Source organism: Neobacillus pocheonensis (assembly GCF_050477905.1).
GTDB classification, from domain to species: domain Bacteria; phylum Bacillota; class Bacilli; order Bacillales; family Cytobacillaceae; genus Neobacillus; species Neobacillus pocheonensis_A.
Window position 1 is genome coordinate 302,292 of sequence record NZ_JBCNAD010000020.1, and the last position, 16,272, is coordinate 318,563.

A 16,272-nucleotide genomic window follows, 5' to 3' on the forward strand; every position below is an offset into this window, starting at 1 on the left:
TTCTTACCTTCTGCTTCTTATGATAAAATAAATCAATCAAATGTAAATATAATAGGAGCAAAAAAAGATGAGAAAAGAGATTGAGACGAATTTAAAGTTTGTGGATCTTTTAAATGAGTGGGATCCGTTTCAATTGAAAAATAGCAATTACGAAACGGAAATAGCCGATGTGATTGCGGCGATCCATGAACTCGACCACCCTTTAACGCTTGCCAAAAGAATTCAAAGCATCTATGAATTTTCTTTTGAAAAGGTCATTCCATTGGAAAGTTGTATAGAAGTAGCTGGAGAGCTTTTAGATATTAAGGCGAATGATTCTTGTTCGATATAAAAAAAGTGGACATCCTTATAAAAGGTGTCCACTCAAAAAGGGGGGAATACTAGAAAGCTTATGGTTTAAGGTTTACCAGATTTCCCCTTTTTTATACTTCAAAGATAAAAAAATATTATTAATCGATTGGCGATGAGGTTGTATGAACTTTATGATATTCTAATAACTCAGAGGCAGGGATATCTAGGACAGTAGATAATTTTAAGATGGTCTGACTACTTGGGATTTGTTCACCGGATTCATATTTTTCAATTGTTGTTGCTCCTACCCGTACTTTTTGTGCTAGTTCATCCTGGGTCATATTACGCAATTCACGTGCGGTTTTTATTGTTTGGCCGATTTTATTCATACTGTTCACCTCTTTTTAAAATTATATTACCTCACTCTTAGTTTATCATTATGAATTACTTTTTTCTAATTTCACATGTTAAGATTTACTGACAATTTTTCATTCCACGGAGCACTCCAGTATATGGCAATAGCTTTTTTTGATTAAAGCTGTTCCTTATGGTATAATCTTATAATGCGTATATAAGGGATAAAATAATATTTACTTAGGAGTGTTTTCATGTCAGGAAAATTTGAAACAGGAAGTATTGTAACAGGTAAAGTAACAGGAATTCAACCGTATGGAGCGTTCGTTGCTTTAGACGAAAATACACAAGGACTTGTGCATATTTCGGAAATCACGCACGGATATGTGAAGGATATTAACGACCATCTAAAAGTTGGCGATGAAATCAAGGTTAAAGTATTGTCGGTAGACGAAGGTGCAGGCAAAATCGGTCTTTCCATCCGAGCTACTGAAGAAGCTCCTGTAGAGCAGGCGGCAAAGATTAAGAAGCCTCGCAAGCGCCAGGCTGCTGCCATCATTCCTGAAGTTGAGGGACAACAAGGATTTAATACGTTAAAAGATAAGCTTCAAGAGTGGATTGATCAATCACAACGCGAAGACTTAATTAAAAAATAAACAATCATAAAGCCTGGTAACAACTGTTCATTAGCAGTTTGGACCAGGCTTTATTTTTTTATATAAAAAAGTTCATTCTTTTTTCAGGCTCGGCTACAATAAAGATAGTATACATATCTTAAGTGGAGGAATTTGAAAATGCCTGCAAACGTTAATTCAAATGAACTTATTGAAAAAACCGAGAAGTACGGGGCACATAATTATCACCCCCTGCCAATCGTCATCTCACGTGCTGAGGGAGTTTGGGTAGAAGACCCTGAAGGAAACAAATATATGGACATGCTAAGTGCCTACTCGGCTGTCAATCAGGGGCACCGCCATCCAAAAATTATTCAAGCATTAAAGGATCAAGCGGACAAGGTGACGTTAACTTCAAGGGCCTTTCATAACGATCAGCTCGGACCATGGTATGAAAAAGTAAATAAATTAACCAATAAGGAAATGGTCCTTCCGATGAACACCGGGGCAGAAGCTGTTGAAACGGCTGTTAAGGCAGCTCGCCGCTGGAGCTATGATGTAAAGGGAGTAGCGGAAGACCAAGCAGAGATCATTGGATGCATTGGAAATTTTCATGGACGTACGATGACGGCAGTTTCATTATCTTCAGAAGCCGAGTACAAGCGTGGATTTGGACCGATGCTTCCAGGAATTAAGCTTGTTCCATATGGTGATTTGGAAGCGTTGAAGCAGGCAATTACGCCAAATACAGCAGCTTTCTTAATCGAACCGATTCAGGGGGAGGCTGGTATAGTCATTCCACCTGAAGGCTTTATTATAGCTGCCTATGAGCTATGTAAGGAAAACAATGTCCTATTTATTGCGGACGAAATTCAGGCAGGATTAGCACGAACAGGAAAAATGTTTGCCTGCGAGTGGGAAGGCATTGAACCTGATATGTATATTCTTGGAAAAGCCCTTGGAGGCGGTGTATTCCCGATCTCTTGTGTGGTTGCCAATAAGGAGATTTTAGGAGTATTTAATCCCGGATCCCATGGTTCGACATTTGGGGGAAATCCAATGGCATGTGCTGTTTCTATTGCTGCGCTTGATGTGCTTGTCGATGAAAAGTTGGCCGAAAAATCCCTCGAACTTGGTGAATACTTTATAAGTAAATTAAAAGAAATTAAGAATCCAAACATTAAAGAAGTTCGCGGGCGGGGATTATTTATTGGAGTAGAATTAACAGAACCTGCCCGGAAATATTGTGAACAATTAAAAGAAGAAGGCCTTTTATGTAAGGAAACACATGATACCGTTATCCGTTTCGCACCGCCGCTTGTGATCACGAAAGAAGAATTAGATTGGGCGATTGAAAGAATCACAAAGATTCTCGGTTAAATGGGGATAGCTAGGGGTGCCAAGATGGGGAAAATTGATGGAGCAGGAGAAGAAATAGAAAAAGAAACTTTTAACCTTCTTACATCAACACAGATTGTTATTCGTGATGCCATTGATGAACTAGGGCTTAATCAAGGAATGTACCATTTGTTAAAAGAACCATTAAGAACATTCGAAGTCAGGATTCCGGTTCGTATGGATGATGGCTCGACGAAAATTTTTACAGGTTTTAGAGCCCAACATAATGATGCACTTGGTCCGACCATGGGCGGTGTTCGTTTTCATCACCAGTTGAAAGAGGACGATGTAAAAGCGTTGTCAATGTGGATGAGCTTGAAGTGCGGTATCGCTGATTTACCATTTGGGGGAGGAAAGGGCGGCGTGATTTGTAATCCACGAACCATGTCTTTTGGCGAACTGGAACGCCTAAGTCGCGGGTATGTCCGCGCCATCAGCCAAATTGTTGGTCCTACAAAGGATATCCCGGCTCCAGATATGTATACCAATTCGCAGATTATGGCCTGGATGATGGATGAGTATAGCCGTCTCCGCCAATTTGACTCTCCCGGTTTTATCACGGGTAAACCTCTTGTTCTTGGTGGGTCTGAAGGCCGCGAAAAAGCAGGTGCAAAAGGGGTAACCATTTGTATTGAGGAAGCAGCAAAAAAACGTGGGGTTAACTTAAAGGGAGCGCGAGTAATTGTTCAGGGGTTTGGCAATGCCGGCAGCTTCATCGCTAAGTTCATGCATGAAGCAGGGGCGATTGTCGTTGGGATTTCAGATGTTTATGGAGCTCTCTATGACCCAGATGGTTTACATATCGATTATCTCCTCCATCGTCGCGATAGCTTTGGTACGGTAACTACTCTTTTCGAAGGTGCGATATCAAACCAGGAACTTCTTGAGCAAGACTGTGATATTTTAGTACCTGCAGCAATATCAAATCAAATTACAGTTGAAAATGCAGGGAGTATAAAAGCAAAAATTGTAGTGGAAGCTGCGAATGGTCCCACTACGCTTGAAGCGACTAGGATTCTCGCAGAAAGAGGAATATTACTCGTTCCAGATGTGCTGGCTGGCGCTGGAGGTGTAACGGTTTCCTATTTTGAATGGATCCAAAATAAACAGGGTTATTATTGGAGCGAAGAGGAAATAGAAGAGAAATTACGCTCTAGGCTCGTTAAGTCATTTAATGAAATATACGAACTCGCACAAGACCGACAAGTTCATATGCGTTTAGCTGCCTACATCGTTGGTGTTAGGAAAATGGCAGAAGCCTCATCCTATCGAGGCTGGATATAAAATTTTCCTTGCATCTTTCGGGATGTAGGGGATTTTTTTTGCAAAATACTTTTTAATCCATAATAATGTAGAGTGAAAAGGAAGGTGTTTAGATTGGAAAATTTCACATTTTGGAATCCAACCGTATTAATTTTTGGTAAAGACCAGCTTGAACAATTAAAAACACAGGTTCCACGATTTGGGAAAAAGGTATTGCTTGTTTATGGCGGCGGAAGCATCAAGCGCAGCGGACTTTACGAAAAGGTGACTACACTTTTACAAGAAATTGGAACTGAGGTTTTTGAACTTCCAGGTGTAGAACCCAATCCCCGAATTAGCACCGCTAGAAAAGGAATTGAAATTTGTAAAACCAATGGCATTGAGTTCCTATTAGCGGTTGGCGGCGGCAGCGTCATCGACTGTACCAAATTAATCGCAGCGGGAGCTAAGTATGAAGGCGATGCTTGGGACCTAGTTACAAGAAAAGCGGTTGCCAAGGATGCTCTTCCATTTGGAACAGTGTTGACACTGGCGGCAACAGGTTCAGAAATGAATGCGGGTTCTGTTATTACAAATTGGGAAACAAACGAAAAATATGGCTGGGGAAGCCCTGTTACGTTCCCGAAATTCTCGATTTTAGATCCAGTTAATACTTTTACGGTACCACGCGATCAAACGATTTATGGAATGGTTGATATGATGTCTCACGTATTGGAGCATTATTTTCATCTCGAGGAGAATACTGATTTTCAAGACCGCATGTGTGAAGGCTTGCTTACGACCGTCATGGAAACAGCACCGAAATTGCTCGCTGATTTAGAAAATTATGAACACCGGGCAACGATTCTTTACTGCGGTACCATGGCTCTAAATGGTATGGTAAATATGGGCTACCGCGGCGATTGGGCAACACATAATCTTGAACATGCTGTATCGGCCGTTTACGATATCCCTCATGGTGGCGGACTGGCAATTTTGTTTCCGCACTGGATGGAGCACAATCTTTCTGTAAAACCAGAACGTTTTAAGAAACTGGCGGTCAGAGTATTTGGAGTGGATCCTGGTGGGAAAAGCGCCGAAGAAACCGGTCTTGAAGGAATTCGAAAGTTACGTGAATTCTGGAGCAGCATAGGTGCCCCAGCACGTTTAGTTGATTATGATATCGATGACAGCAAATTAGAGGTAATGGCAGATAAGGCAATAGTGTATGGAGAGTTCGGTAATTTCAAAAAGCTAAACCGGGAAGATACACTAGCCATTTATCGGGCTTCATTATAAGCAAAAAAACTCGGGCACAGCGTGTCCGAGTTTTTTCGACATATAAAGTAAGAAATTTATCGAAAATGGGTACGCTTACATGAAGGGGCCGTCCTTGATATCCCGCCCATCATTCGATAAAGTGGTAATTGTAAATAAAATAATGGAGGATCACGGCATGACACACGTACGTTTTGATTACTCAAAAGCTTTAACTTTTTTTGGAGAGCATGAACTTACATATCTACGCGATGCTGTTAAGGTTGCCCATCATTCATTGCATGAGCAAACAGGAGCGGGGAATGACTTTTTAGGGTGGATTGAACTGCCAACTAATTATGATAAAGAAGAATTTTCTCGAATTCAAAAATCGGCTGAAAAAATTAAATCTGATTCTGATGTTCTTCTTGTCATCGGAATCGGCGGTTCTTACCTAGGAGCAAGAGCGGCAATCGAAATGCTGCAGCATAGTTTCTATAATGCGCTTCCAAAGGAAAAACGTAGCACTCCGCAAGTTATTTTTGTCGGAAACAATATCAGTTCTTCCTATATGACTGATGTGATGGATCTTCTTGAAGGAAAGGACTTCTCTATTAATGTCATTTCTAAGTCAGGAACGACAACGGAGCCCGCAATCGCTTTCCGTATCTTCCGCAAACTGCTTGAAGAAAAATATGGCCAGGATGAAGCGCGTAAAAGAATTTATGCGACTACCGACAAAGCAAGAGGCGCATTAAAAACTTTATCGAACGAAGAAGGTTACGAAACATTTGTCATTCCAGATGATGTCGGCGGCCGTTACTCTGTTTTAACAGCAGTCGGGTTACTTCCTATCGCTGTTAGTGGTGCCAATATTGAAAAAATGATGGAAGGCGCTGCCAAAGCTCAGGAGGACTTTGGTCATTCCGAACTTGAAGAAAATGCAGCCTACCAATATGCGGCAGTTAGGAATGCTCTTTATAATAAAGGTAAAACCATTGAAATGCTGATTAACTACGAGCCAGGGCTGCAGTATTTCTCAGAATGGTGGAAACAGCTGTTTGGCGAAAGTGAAGGCAAAGACCAAAAAGGAATTTTCCCTTCCTCAGCTAACTTCTCAACCGATCTTCATTCGCTGGGACAATATGTTCAAGAAGGACGTCGTGATATATTTGAAACGATTATCAAGGTTGAAAGACCACGTCATGAGCTGACAATTGAAGCAATGGAAAATGATCTAGATGGGCTCAATTATCTAGCAGGCCAAACGGTTGATTTTGTTAACAACAAAGCGTTCGAAGGCACGATGCTTGCTCACACAGATGGCGGAGTTCCAAACTTAATTGTGAACATTCCTGCATTAGATGAATATACCTTTGGCTATCTTGTTTATTTCTTTGAAAAAGCCTGTGCAATGAGCGGCTACCTGCTTGGTGTCAATCCATTCGACCAGCCAGGTGTTGAAGCCTACAAAGTTAATATGTTTGCTTTACTAGGCAAGCCAGGATTTGAAGAGAAGAAAGCTGAACTCGAAAAACGATTAAAATAATAAAAAGTGCTGATTGGATTTTAACTCAATCAGCACTTTTTTTATTGAAATTGGAGAAACTAATGTTAACGTTGCTAAGGGGGTAAATGTTCATGATTGAATTACCATCAAAGGTAGAAGGAAAGCAATTTGATTTATATAAGCTTGAACAGAAATTAAAACCAATCGGGTATTCGATTGGCGGAAATTGGGATTACGACCACGGCGCATTTGATTATAAAATCAATGAGGATGATAGTTATGAGTTTCTGCGCTTGCCATTTAAAGCCGTGGACGGCCAGCTTGATGCCAGAAATTGTACGGTTCAATTAGAAAGACCATTTCTACTCTCACATGTATTCGAATCAGATCTGGATGAACTCGGTTCTTCAGGTGGAGGTACATTTAATCAATTTCAAGGGCCTGTTGATAAGGATGCCAGCTTTCCTGAGCAGTATATTGATACGGGCAAAGCGCTGGTGGCCGAACTGGAGTCCTTGCTGTTAAACGACTAGGATTATTTAAACGTCAAAAGTTGATCATTTGCTTCAATTTTGAAAGAGTGGGCAGGGTTAAGAATGGTATCCTCCCCTCTTTTAATTCCGATTAGGAGAAAACCTTTTATTAGCAGTTCTTGACAAAGGTCTATGAAGGTTTTTCCAATATCAGCTTCATTTACCGACGAAGACGTTAATCGGCTTTCCTGCAGCTGATGAACAACATTTGATAAAAGTCCATCCCCATTTGAGTGAAGGCTGTTCACCATAAAAACACTTGTCAGTTTATTAGATTGAATGACTTCGTCTGCGCCTGCCCTAATAGCATTAATCACCTGTTCAGCGGTTAATATTTCAACAATGCACTTGACCTTGGAGCATAGTCCTTTAATCGTCAGCAAGGTTAAAATACTATTCATATCGGCCTGGAGTTCGTCATTTCCTCTGTCTGCTGTAATTAAAACCTTTTCTGCCTTTTCGATATCACTTTTGAGGATGGTTTCATCTACATGTCCTTTTCCTTGAATGAAATGGACAAATTTTGATTTCACAGGATTGGCTTCAAGAGTTTCATCGATTAAGACAATCATTTGAGAATAATTAGCATTTGTCAATTTACTAATTAATTCTTTGGAACGTTCATTCCAGCCAATGATAATGATGTGCCCTTCACCTTTAAAAGGAATTCTCCCCTCAGATAAAGCATCTTGTTTAGTAACGGCCGCTGCTGCCAGTGTTCCAAAATAGGAGGAGACAAAACCAACACCCAGCAAGATTAATAATAATGCGGTAAGTCTGCCAAAGAGAGAATGGGGTACATAATCACCATACCCCACTGTAGTGGCAGTAATGATGGCCCACCAAATTCCGTCAAAAAAAGTAGGAAAGGTTTCGGGCTCTAATAAATGAATAGCTATACCAAATATAAGAAAAACAAGCAATGCAATTATTAAAATCCGTACTAGAAGCGGCATTCGTAAAAAGCTGATATAAACTCTATTTGGCATAAGCTTCCCTCCTTTCTACTGATTCCTATTATGGACGAAAATGAAAAATCTAATAATCCTAACTGGTATTTTCCTAATGGGTCTTTGTTCACAAAAGGTTCTTATATTTTTTGTGAAAGGGATTGTTTTCACTATAAAAAACTAATAAATTATGATTAATAGCATGATAACAGTCATAAAGAAGAAAGAAGGTCGGCGCATGACAACGGGAATGAAATCTCTATTATCATCGATTGAAAAAACAAGACTAGAAATGATTTATTTAGCCCATAAATACGGATATTCGAATCCTTCTGTCGTTAAGTGCAGCCAAAAACTTGATCTCCTTTTAAATACCTATAACAATACAATGGTTAAACAATAAAACCTTCCAAGCATTTGGAAGGTTTTTTATTATGGTTAGCCAACTTCAGGAATAATTTTCATCTAAAATGTAAAATTTAAACCAAAGTGACTATTTAAATCAAGATTTATGAGGTGTAGAAGAGTGCAGTTTGAAACAAATAATGAGCGAAGATATCTTTTCTGTGCTCTGATTGTTATCGCAATCTATCTTTCCCCGCTATTTATTCTTCAAGAAAATGCTCATATACGAGTTCATGATAATTTGGACTCTAATTTGGCCTGGTATAAAGTGCTTGCAAGTAGCGGCGAATTGTTTGGGGCCGTTAAAGCGCCAATTCCCCAAATCATTAATGGGCTTCTGTCAAGAAACGCTTTTGGGACAGAATATAGCATTATCGTCTGGTTATATGCCCTTCTTCCAACGATGATAGCCTATGGATTAAGTCAAGCTCTTACAAGAATTGTTGCATTCTTTGGAATGTATGTTTTGCTGAAAAAGCATCTACTTCCGGGGGAAAGATGGCTTCCAATTCAAATAGTTGTCGCACTTGCCTTTGCTTTAACTCCTTTTTGGCCATCAGGGATGCTAAGTACCTTAGGGATGCCGCTCGCACTATGGGCATTTCTTAATTTTCGAAACCGAGAGGACACATGGAAGGACTATTTAGTGCTTACCTTATTGCCTTTATACGCAAGTATTGTCTTAGGTTTTTTCTTTTTCTTAAGCGCAATGGGAGTTTTTTGGCTGACAGATGTAGTAAGAAAAAAAGGCTGGAACCTTCGCTTTTTGTTTTCGATTGTTTATATGACTTTTATTTTTACTCTGGTAGAATATCGACTTGTCTATTCGTTTCTGTTTACGGCTGAGCCTAATAGCCGAGATGAGTATTTCCATGCACACCTGCCTTTCTGGGGTGCTGTACGGCTCTTTTTTAAAAATTACTTGTTGGGACATACACATGTGCTCACCATACATACTTTATTTATTTTACCTGCTACATTTATAGCTATTTATTTTGTAATTTCTAAGCGACTCTGGAAGCAAGAGAAAATTTTTGTTTTTTTATTTGTGTTCAACATTTTATTGTCGGTCTGGTATGCGTTTTGGTTTTATGAGGGCTGGCTTCCTTTAACGAAAAGATTTCATTTTATGAATACCTTTAATTTTGCCCGCTATCATTTCTTAAGGCCCTTAGTCATTTATGCTAGTTTTGCACTTGCCTTAAAGATTCTTTCACTCCAAGGATACAGCTGGATGAAAACGGCGAAGTGGGTTGCTATTATGCAAATAATCATTTTGGGACTATGCAATGATGAATTTATTTATCAGCAAAAACCGACTGTAAAGGAGTTTTATGCAGAGGACTTGTTCAAGGAAATTAAAGAGCATATTGCCCTGCCACAGGAGAAATATCGAGTCGCAAGTATCGGAATCCATCCAGCTATTTCTCAATACAATGGCTTTTACACACTTGATACCTATAATAATTTTTATCCATTAGCCTATAAGCATCAATTTAGGAAAATAATTGAAAAGGAATTAGAAAAAAATAAAACGATTCGTACCTATTTCGATAAATGGGGGGGAAGATGTTATTTGTATACAGCTCAGCTTGGAAAAAGATCTATGATCAAAAAGGACACCAAGCGACATTTGAAAAAACTGGAGCTTAATACAGGAATATTAAAGGAAATGGGTGGTCGTTATATATTTTCTGCTCTTCCCATCGATAATGCTAAGCAAAATCAGTTAGTTCTAGATAAAGTGTTCAAATCGAAAAAATCTGCCTGGAAAATTTACTTATATAAGATATTGTAGACATCGGGGGTATTAAAACAGATGATGGAACCAGTTCTAACTATTGTGGTGCCTTGCTATAACGAAGAAGAAGTATTGCCTGATACAATTCATAAGCTTAGGCAGCTGCTGCTGGAATTAATGGCCGATGAGCTTGTTTCGAAGCAAAGCAAAATTTTGTTTGTTGATGACGGCAGCAAGGACCGGACTTGGGATATGATTTATAAAGAAGGTTTAAAAAGCGAGTATATTCGAGGCTTAAAATTATCCCGCAATGTCGGACACCAAAATGCATTATTAGCTGGCTTATTTACCGCAAAAGACCTTTCTGATTGTATCGTGTCCATTGATGCCGACCTGCAGGATGATATTCAGGTTATCCGCGAGTTTATCCTGAAATTTCATGAAGGCTGTGAAATCGTTTATGGTGTTCGCAAAGGACGCGAAACCGATACCTTATTTAAACGAAGTACGGCACAAGGATTTTATAAAATGATGAAAATACTAGGTGTTGATCTCGTCTATAACCATGCAGATTTTCGGCTAATGAGCAGAAGGGCTCTTCAAGCACTGGAACGATTTAATGAGGTCAATCTTTTTCTAAGAGGAATTGTGCCACTGCTTGGATTTCGAACAGACGTGGTCTATTATGACCGTTTAGAAAGGCAGGCGGGTGAAACTAAGTATCCATTAAAAAAAATGCTTGCCTTTGCCTTTGACGGAATAACCTCCTTTTCTATCTCCCCAATCCGTTTCGTGTTAATGCTTGGATTGGTCTCTTTCTTTATGAGCCTTGTTTTTGGGGGATACTTTTTAACGTTAAAATTTTTTGGGGATACCGAAACAGGCTGGACTTCACTGATCACTTCGATATGGTTAATTGGCGGCCTGCAGTTAATCGCCATCGGCTTAATTGGCGAGTATGTCGGAAAAATTTATAAAGAAGCGAAGCAGCGTCCTAAGTATATTGTTGATATCGATTCTTTTAATTTGCCGTTCTCTAGGCATCGTTTGTTGCAGCAAACAGATGACAGCCTTGATTTTAGAAAAATTTCAGATTCCAATAAATAAAAGAGTTTCTTCGGAGGCTCTTTTTTGTCGTACAACCCCTCCAACCTGAATAAAAATAAGGAGACAGGCTTTATTTGGGTTGGGGGAGAGATGAAAATGAATGTATTTTTAAGCTATATATTGTTAGGGTTGTCGCTAGCTGCTCCAATTGGGCCCATCAATGCAGCGCAAATTGACCGGGGAATTCGAAATGGGTTCATGCATTCATGGCTGATTGGCGTAGGTGCAGTGGTTGCGGATGGGATTTATATGCTGGTGGTTTACATAGGAGTGGTCAACTTTCTTGAAACGTCATTTATGCAAACTTTTCTCTGGCTTTTTGGAGCCTTTGTGCTTATCTACACTGGGGTTGAAACGATCATAAAGGCTGGACATATTCATTTACAAGACTCAAGAGGAAGGGAACCGCTAATAAAATCATTTTTTTCAGGCTTCTTCATGTCGATTTCGAATCCATTAACGATTCTTTTTTGGTTAGGGATTTACGGATCCGTCCTTGCCAAAACGGCTTCCGCTTATGATACAAGTCAATTAGTTTTTTATAGCAGCGCAATTTTTATTGGGCTTTTATTATGGGATATCACCATGGCGGGCATTGCCAGCAGTTTCCGAAATTTTGTAACTTCCAGGTTACTCGTTATTATTTCCCTTTTGTCAGGAGTATCACTTGTTGGATTCGGATTATATTTTGGGATACAGGCGTACAGAGTGTTATCTGTATAAAAAAAGCTGGCAATAAGGATGCCAGCTTTATGCAGTGGGCCATGGCTTAAGCACTTTTTTCTTATGCTTATTCCATTTAAAATGCATAATGAGAGTTAAGATGGCGATAACGCCAACAAAGGCTAAACTAATAAAGAAGCCGGGGCGACTTGTATCGTGAAAAAGTGTTCCGGTGACAGCAATTAGTATAAGGAGTGTTCCAATGGAATATTTGATTTTGTCCCATGCCTTCAATCCCAAAACTTTTCTTGATGAGGCTAGAATAAATACCCAATTATAAAGAAGCATTAACCCAGCGGCCGTTGTAATATACTCATAAATACGATTGGGCATCAACAAGGCAGACACCACTGAAGCAGTAATGCCAAGCATGGTAAGGATGAGTGTTGGTAGTGGTACCTTTAATTTCCCTTTTTTCGAAAAACTTACTGGCGCATCTCCTTCTTCACCAAGGGTAACAAGAACGCTTGTCACTCCATAAAGAGAAGCAACCATCGTCGAAAATCCGGCTATGATTAAAGCGCCATTGAAAAGATGTGGGACAAATGTAAGATGATAGGCATCTAAAGCAATGACAAAAGGACTCTCTTTTGCATTAAATTTGCCCCAAGGTACCATCATGACAGCAAGTCCAATGGATAAAATATAAATGAACATAAGAGTAAACAGCATCACTTTTCCTGCTTTTGGAGCTTCCTTTGGATCTTTCAATTTAGTCGCCATTAAGCCTAAAATCTCAATACCGCCAAACGCATAAAAGGCAAAAATAACGGATGACCACAATCCTTTTACTCCGCTTGGAAAAATGTCATTTTTGTTATTCGGATATTGAATAGGACGATCTCCATCAATGACCCCAAAAATGGCCAAAAAGGCAATGATGATAAACATTATGATGGCAGATATTTTTAAAAGAGCAAGAATGTTTTCTAATTTGTTCAAAACGCCAACTCCAATTAATACAATCGCAAGTCCAAGGATGGCGTAGCCTGCAGCAAAGAGCCACAAAGGTACTTTGGGAAACCAAAATCGTGAAAAAATCGAAAGGGCCGTCATTTGACTTCCCATAATCAACACTTCGGAGCACCAATAGACCCAGCCGCTGCTAAAGCCTGCCCATCTCCCATAAGCCTTCTTAGCATAGGAACGAAAACCACCTTTTAGAGGCTCTTTTGAGGTCATTTTTGAAAGAGCATCAAATACAAAATAGGTGCTAATAGCAGCAATAATAAAGGCAATAAGTATGGATGGCCCTGTCATCTTAATAGCTAAGCTTGAGCCAAGGAAAAACCCTGTACCAATTGTACAGCCCACTCCAAATAAAGAGAGCTGCCACCATTTCATATCGTTTTTCTCCTCGGCCCCCGCTTTTGATTTGACCATAAACCTTCTCCTTTTTACAATGTGCGGCCTGTGGCACCTGGTGATTTATCTGTATCCTTTTGATTGTTATATTCCTCATCGTTAAGTCCAGGCTTTTGAGGTTGACCGCTGCCTATATACTGTGCCCTATGCTCGCGCTGGGTTTGCCTAAATTTATAAAAATTTTCATTTACCATTTAATCTCTCCTCATTTCTTATCAACTTTCCTTCTTAAGATTTACCCTTGGTTCGTTCTTATTCAGATTGTTTCGTCGAACTTCAATAGGTTTTTGATGGAATTAAATATTTATTACATAATCAACCGCCTAACAATTGAAAATATAAGATATAGACCATCGCGCTTTTCGATGAAAGGGGTTTATCTTATGCTATCGACACAGCAATTAGCTGAGTTACGTCTACAACTATTACAAGAAAAGAGTGAAGTGGAGGAACATTTACAACAGAATGACCACTTTGGTTTAGAAAGAGGCCATGCTCATGAATCGGTAGGGGAGTTGTCGAGCTATGATAACCATCCAGCAGATGAAGGGACAGAGCTGTATGAAAGGGAAAAAGATATTGCCCTAAATGAGCATTATGAACTTCTGCTTCAAAACATCCATCATGCTTTGGAAGCAATGGAAAAAGGAACATATGGAAAATGTGAGGTGTGCGGCAAAGACATTCCTTTAGAACGTCTGCAAGCCTTACCTAATACTACCTATTGTATTGAACACAGCCCAGACCAAATTGTCTCACATAACCGCCCTGTTGAAGAAGGCGTTTTAATGCCGCCTTGGGGGAAATTCGATATGGATGAAAAGAATGAAAATGTGGCCTTCGATGCCGAAGATTCCTGGCAAACCGTGGCCCAGTGGGGCACGAGCGAAACTCCTTCCGATTTAGCTTTTTCCGAGGATAATTACCAAGATATCTATGAGGAATCGGATGAAAATATTGGTTATGTCGAGGATTATGAGAATTTTGTGGGAAATGATATATACGGGAACAATGTTACCGTTTACCCGAATGCCCAGCATGAACAATATGAGGATGCCCTTGATGAGGAAGGAATCATGACAAGCTTTGGTGATTTACCTGCGTTTGAACATGACCCTTATGTTGACGACGATAAGTAGAAAAGCGGAAGCGCCCGGTTAGCGACGTATGGCCAGGGGCCCGATCCGACTGAGATAAAGGAAACACGGAGAGCGCCAGCGATCCGATGTTGACTTATCGTAGGGAGGAGTGGGTTGGCCACTAGTCGCTGGGCGCTGGAGCTGGACAATTCTCAAAGTAAATATTAATTACTTACTTAAAAAAGAAAACAGCTTTCATAAAGAGAGCTGTTTTCTCTGGTTATTGCTTTGCTTTATTTTGCTTCATTTTCGCCACCTGTAGTGACATCACCTTCAGCGTACACATCACTTACTTGTTCATGTGTAGTGGAAAGCCCTGATGAAATCTGATCTTTTTCTTGGTAATAACTTGGATGAAAAAAGCTTCCAGCAACTTCCTTATTCGGATTTACTTTCTGTTTGTCCATTTTGTATTCCTCCTTTTTATTTTCAATACAAAGGTATTTTTTTCTTTTTTTAATTGAATTACTCCTAAAAAAATGAAGGAAGTGATTAATATGCAGAAAAATAAAGAGTTTCCATCTCAAGAAGACTTGGACCAAGCCTTTCATTATCTTCATGATCAGATAAATAGGATTTCCGTGATTGAGGAAGTTGAGATGGTAAAAATGGAAAAAGAGGGTCAGGAAGAATAAGAAAATGTTGCCTCCAGGCAATGAATGTTGAACGGGGGCAAGAATTTTTCTCTAGACCCATCAAGGGTGTGTTTGCTATGATTTTTAGAGGTATTTTAAAGGTGGTTTAATATGGTAATAAGAGAAACGCTGGCAAAAAAAGTCGCTTGGATTAGTGTTATTAGTAATATAGTTCTAACTTTAGGGAAAATCATTATTGGATGGTATGGACATAGTGATGCCGTATTTGCTGATGGGATTCACTCAGCTGCTGATGTGTTTGCATCCGTCATTGTTTTATTGGTCATTAAAATCGCCAATAAACCTGCTGACCAGGAACACCCATACGGGCATGGAAAGGCAGAAGTCATTGTCTCAGGGATTGTGGGAATCTTACTTTTCCTTGTAGCTATTTATGTTGTGTATGAAGGAATCAGCGGATTTTTCCATCAAGTGGAATCACCGAGTCTTTTGGCAATGTGGGTCGCACTTTTTTCATATATTATGAAGATTATTTTATACCGCAGTTCATTAAAAGTAGCTCAGCAGCATAACAGTAAGGCCATTGAGGCCATTGCATTTGACCATAAAGCTGATATCGTCGCTTCAATCGCTGCTGCAATCGGAGTTCTTATCTCCATTTTAGGAGAACGGTTCGATATTCACCTTCTTCTTTATGGTGATAAAGCTGCCAGTATATTTGTTGCTTATTTAATTTTTAAAATAGCCAAGGAAATGCTGACAGAGGCGTTTGATATATTATTGGAGCGAAACATTAACACGGAGACTATTCAGGAATATACTAAAATAATAAATGAATTCTCTGACGTAAAGCGAATTGACCGAATCCGTGCAAGAGAACATGGTCATTACGTGCTCGTGGATTTACGGATATCAATCGATCATTATAAAACAATCAAGGAAGGGCATGATCTCGCCAAATCCATCAAACAGAAGCTCATGGATAAATATGATAACATTGATGAAGTTTTAATTCATTTAAATCCGTATTTCCCCGAAACCAAGTAA

At 39.6% G+C, this 16,272-nt stretch carries 19 protein-coding genes; 14 read left to right on the top strand and 5 right to left on the bottom strand.

Going from position 1 to position 16,272, the window contains the following annotated elements; genetic code table 11:
- Positions 1-67 precede the first annotated feature (67 nt).
- Entirely contained in the window at positions 68-331 is a 264-nt protein-coding gene (locus tag ABES02_RS11630) for a DUF1871 family protein (RefSeq protein WP_430134505.1), read from the top strand.
- A 118-nt stretch (positions 332-449) separates the two neighbouring features.
- On the opposite strand, the gene ABES02_RS11635 is transcribed toward ABES02_RS11630, so the two are convergent.
- Positions 450-680, bottom strand: a complete 231-nt coding sequence (locus tag ABES02_RS11635; RefSeq protein ID WP_430134508.1) for a helix-turn-helix domain-containing protein — start codon at positions 678-680, stop codon at positions 450-452.
- A 219-nt stretch (positions 681-899) separates the two neighbouring features.
- Here ABES02_RS11635 and yugI point away from each other — a divergent pair, with 219 nt between their 5' ends.
- The 6 genes from yugI (at position 900) to ABES02_RS11665 (ending at position 7,199) form a co-directional block, all read left to right on the top strand.
- Positions 900-1,301 carry a S1 domain-containing post-transcriptional regulator GSP13 gene (gene yugI, locus ABES02_RS11640; protein WP_430134511.1) on the top strand — a complete coding sequence of 134 codons (402 nt, stop codon included), beginning with the start codon at positions 900-902 and terminating at the stop codon, positions 1,299-1,301.
- A 138-nt stretch (positions 1,302-1,439) separates the two neighbouring features.
- A complete protein-coding gene (locus ABES02_RS11645; RefSeq protein ID WP_430134514.1) occupies positions 1,440-2,639 on the top strand; it encodes an ornithine--oxo-acid transaminase in 1,200 nt (399 codons plus the stop codon).
- A gap of 24 nt (positions 2,640-2,663) precedes the next feature.
- The gene (locus ABES02_RS11650; RefSeq protein ID WP_430134517.1) at positions 2,664-3,941 is read left to right on the top strand and encodes a Glu/Leu/Phe/Val family dehydrogenase; all 1,278 of its coding nucleotides are present in this window, start codon (positions 2,664-2,666) and stop codon (positions 3,939-3,941) included.
- Between the two features lie 93 nt (positions 3,942-4,034).
- Positions 4,035-5,198, top strand: a complete 1,164-nt coding sequence (locus ABES02_RS11655; protein WP_430134519.1) for an iron-containing alcohol dehydrogenase — start codon at positions 4,035-4,037, stop codon at positions 5,196-5,198.
- A 157-nt stretch (positions 5,199-5,355) separates the two neighbouring features.
- The gene (locus ABES02_RS11660) at positions 5,356-6,705 is read left to right on the top strand and encodes a glucose-6-phosphate isomerase (RefSeq protein ID WP_430134521.1); all 1,350 of its coding nucleotides are present in this window, start codon (positions 5,356-5,358) and stop codon (positions 6,703-6,705) included.
- A 92-nt stretch (positions 6,706-6,797) separates the two neighbouring features.
- The gene (locus ABES02_RS11665) at positions 6,798-7,199 is read left to right on the top strand and encodes a YugN-like family protein (protein ID WP_430134524.1); all 402 of its coding nucleotides are present in this window, start codon (positions 6,798-6,800) and stop codon (positions 7,197-7,199) included.
- 2 nt (positions 7,200-7,201) lie between these two features.
- Here ABES02_RS11665 and ABES02_RS11670 read toward each other — a convergent pair whose 3' ends face one another.
- Complete coding sequence (locus tag ABES02_RS11670; RefSeq protein ID WP_430134526.1) at positions 7,202-8,188, bottom strand: potassium channel family protein; 987 nt, start codon at positions 8,186-8,188, stop codon at positions 7,202-7,204.
- 199 nt (positions 8,189-8,387) lie between these two features.
- Between ABES02_RS11670 and ABES02_RS11675 the strand changes: the two genes are divergently transcribed.
- The 4 genes from ABES02_RS11675 (at position 8,388) to ABES02_RS11690 (ending at position 12,125) form a co-directional block, all read left to right on the top strand.
- The gene (locus tag ABES02_RS11675; protein WP_430134529.1) at positions 8,388-8,552 is read left to right on the top strand and encodes an aspartyl-phosphate phosphatase Spo0E family protein; all 165 of its coding nucleotides are present in this window, start codon (positions 8,388-8,390) and stop codon (positions 8,550-8,552) included.
- A 108-nt stretch (positions 8,553-8,660) separates the two neighbouring features.
- Positions 8,661-10,352 (top strand): DUF6044 family protein, encoded by a 1,692-nt coding sequence (locus tag ABES02_RS11680; RefSeq protein WP_430134532.1) that lies wholly within the window; start codon positions 8,661-8,663, stop codon positions 10,350-10,352.
- A gap of 21 nt (positions 10,353-10,373) precedes the next feature.
- Complete coding sequence (locus ABES02_RS11685) at positions 10,374-11,402, top strand: glycosyltransferase family 2 protein (RefSeq protein ID WP_430134534.1); 1,029 nt, start codon at positions 10,374-10,376, stop codon at positions 11,400-11,402.
- A 96-nt stretch (positions 11,403-11,498) separates the two neighbouring features.
- Positions 11,499-12,125 (top strand): LysE family translocator, encoded by a 627-nt coding sequence (locus ABES02_RS11690; RefSeq protein ID WP_430134537.1) that lies wholly within the window; start codon positions 11,499-11,501, stop codon positions 12,123-12,125.
- Between the two features lie 27 nt (positions 12,126-12,152).
- Here the strand turns inward: ABES02_RS11690 and ABES02_RS11695 are convergent, their stop codons facing one another.
- Together ABES02_RS11695 and ABES02_RS11700 are read right to left on the bottom strand one after the other, a co-directional pair.
- Complete coding sequence (locus tag ABES02_RS11695; RefSeq protein ID WP_430134540.1) at positions 12,153-13,508, bottom strand: amino acid permease; 1,356 nt, start codon at positions 13,506-13,508, stop codon at positions 12,153-12,155.
- 14 nt (positions 13,509-13,522) lie between these two features.
- Positions 13,523-13,684, bottom strand: coding sequence for a hypothetical protein (locus ABES02_RS11700; protein WP_430134543.1), 162 nt, complete (start codon positions 13,682-13,684; stop codon positions 13,523-13,525).
- A gap of 189 nt (positions 13,685-13,873) precedes the next feature.
- Between ABES02_RS11700 and ABES02_RS11705 the strand changes: the two genes are divergently transcribed.
- Positions 13,874-14,629, top strand: coding sequence for a yteA family sporulation protein (locus tag ABES02_RS11705; protein WP_430134545.1), 756 nt, complete (start codon positions 13,874-13,876; stop codon positions 14,627-14,629).
- Positions 14,630-14,862: 233 nt separating this feature from the next.
- Here ABES02_RS11705 and ABES02_RS11710 read toward each other — a convergent pair whose 3' ends face one another.
- Positions 14,863-15,036 (bottom strand): YozQ family protein, encoded by a 174-nt coding sequence (locus tag ABES02_RS11710; RefSeq protein WP_430134548.1) that lies wholly within the window; start codon positions 15,034-15,036, stop codon positions 14,863-14,865.
- Between the two features lie 90 nt (positions 15,037-15,126).
- On the opposite strand from ABES02_RS11710, the gene ABES02_RS11715 reads away from it, so the two are divergent.
- Complete coding sequence (locus ABES02_RS11715) at positions 15,127-15,264, top strand: hypothetical protein (RefSeq protein ID WP_430134551.1); 138 nt, start codon at positions 15,127-15,129, stop codon at positions 15,262-15,264.
- 111 nt (positions 15,265-15,375) lie between these two features.
- Positions 15,376-16,272 carry a cation diffusion facilitator family transporter gene (locus ABES02_RS11720; RefSeq protein ID WP_430134553.1) on the top strand — a complete coding sequence of 299 codons (897 nt, stop codon included), beginning with the start codon at positions 15,376-15,378 and terminating at the stop codon, positions 16,270-16,272.

Coding starts and splice junctions, on each gene's coding strand:
- ABES02_RS11630 (WP_430134505.1), top strand. CDS start 68: ATGAGAAAAGAGATTGAGACGAATTTAAAGTTTGTGGATCTTTTAAAT.
- ABES02_RS11635 (WP_430134508.1), bottom strand. CDS start 680: ATGAATAAAATCGGCCAAACAATAAAAACCGCACGTGAATTGCGTAAT.
- yugI (WP_430134511.1), top strand. CDS start 900: ATGTCAGGAAAATTTGAAACAGGAAGTATTGTAACAGGTAAAGTAACA.
- ABES02_RS11645 (WP_430134514.1), top strand. CDS start 1,440: ATGCCTGCAAACGTTAATTCAAATGAACTTATTGAAAAAACCGAGAAG.
- ABES02_RS11650 (WP_430134517.1), top strand. CDS start 2,664: ATGGGGAAAATTGATGGAGCAGGAGAAGAAATAGAAAAAGAAACTTTT.
- ABES02_RS11660 (WP_430134521.1), top strand. CDS start 5,356: ATGACACACGTACGTTTTGATTACTCAAAAGCTTTAACTTTTTTTGGA.
- ABES02_RS11665 (WP_430134524.1), top strand. CDS start 6,798: ATGATTGAATTACCATCAAAGGTAGAAGGAAAGCAATTTGATTTATAT.
- ABES02_RS11670 (WP_430134526.1), bottom strand. CDS start 8,188: ATGCCAAATAGAGTTTATATCAGCTTTTTACGAATGCCGCTTCTAGTA.
- ABES02_RS11675 (WP_430134529.1), top strand. CDS start 8,388: ATGACAACGGGAATGAAATCTCTATTATCATCGATTGAAAAAACAAGA.
- ABES02_RS11680 (WP_430134532.1), top strand. CDS start 8,661: ATGAGGTGTAGAAGAGTGCAGTTTGAAACAAATAATGAGCGAAGATAT.
- ABES02_RS11685 (WP_430134534.1), top strand. CDS start 10,374: ATGATGGAACCAGTTCTAACTATTGTGGTGCCTTGCTATAACGAAGAA.
- ABES02_RS11690 (WP_430134537.1), top strand. CDS start 11,499: ATGAATGTATTTTTAAGCTATATATTGTTAGGGTTGTCGCTAGCTGCT.
- ABES02_RS11695 (WP_430134540.1), bottom strand. CDS start 13,508: ATGGTCAAATCAAAAGCGGGGGCCGAGGAGAAAAACGATATGAAATGG.
- ABES02_RS11700 (WP_430134543.1), bottom strand. CDS start 13,684: ATGGTAAATGAAAATTTTTATAAATTTAGGCAAACCCAGCGCGAGCAT.
- ABES02_RS11705 (WP_430134545.1), top strand. CDS start 13,874: ATGCTATCGACACAGCAATTAGCTGAGTTACGTCTACAACTATTACAA.
- ABES02_RS11710 (WP_430134548.1), bottom strand. CDS start 15,036: ATGGACAAACAGAAAGTAAATCCGAATAAGGAAGTTGCTGGAAGCTTT.
- ABES02_RS11715 (WP_430134551.1), top strand. CDS start 15,127: ATGCAGAAAAATAAAGAGTTTCCATCTCAAGAAGACTTGGACCAAGCC.
- ABES02_RS11720 (WP_430134553.1), top strand. CDS start 15,376: ATGGTAATAAGAGAAACGCTGGCAAAAAAAGTCGCTTGGATTAGTGTT.